Source organism: Saccharomonospora iraqiensis subsp. paurometabolica YIM 90007 (assembly GCF_000231035.2).
Classification (GTDB): Bacteria; Actinomycetota; Actinomycetes; order Mycobacteriales; family Pseudonocardiaceae; genus Saccharomonospora; species Saccharomonospora paurometabolica.
In genome coordinates this window covers 156,012-156,391 of record NZ_KI912238.1, presented here as the reverse complement: position 1 = coordinate 156,391, position 380 = coordinate 156,012, and the positions used below count along the sequence as shown (strand labels likewise).

Annotated in this window: 1 pseudogene; it reads left to right on the top strand. The window is 78.7% G+C overall.

What is annotated here, in order from left to right:
* Positions 1 to 329: pseudogene (locus SACPADRAFT_RS27465) on the top strand (L-aspartate oxidase); the annotation flags it as partial.
* Positions 330 to 380: the final 51 nt, after the last annotated feature.

Sequence of the window (380 nt, the reverse complement as noted above, 5' to 3'; positions counted from 1 at the left end):
ACCGGGCGTCGGTGCAGCGGCTGATGAGCCGTTACGCCGCGGTCGGCCGGGACGCGGAGGGGCTGGCCGTCGCGGGTTCCGTGCTCGACCTCTCGGTGGCCGACCGGCCGCTGACCACGGTCGCGGACGTGGAGGACGCCGCCCTCACCCTCCTCGCCCGTGCCCTGCTCGTGGCGGCCGGGAGCCGGACCGAGAGCCGCGGATGTCACGTGCGCACCGATGCGCCGGACCGGGACGACGCCGCCTGGCGGCGCAGCCAACTGGTCCGGCTGAACCCCTCCGGCCAGCCCGTGCTGGCCGACCCGGTCCCGGCGCGTGCCGTCGCGTGACCCGGGGACCGGGACGGTGCCGGGGACGGCAGCGGGCGGGCGGCAGCGGGG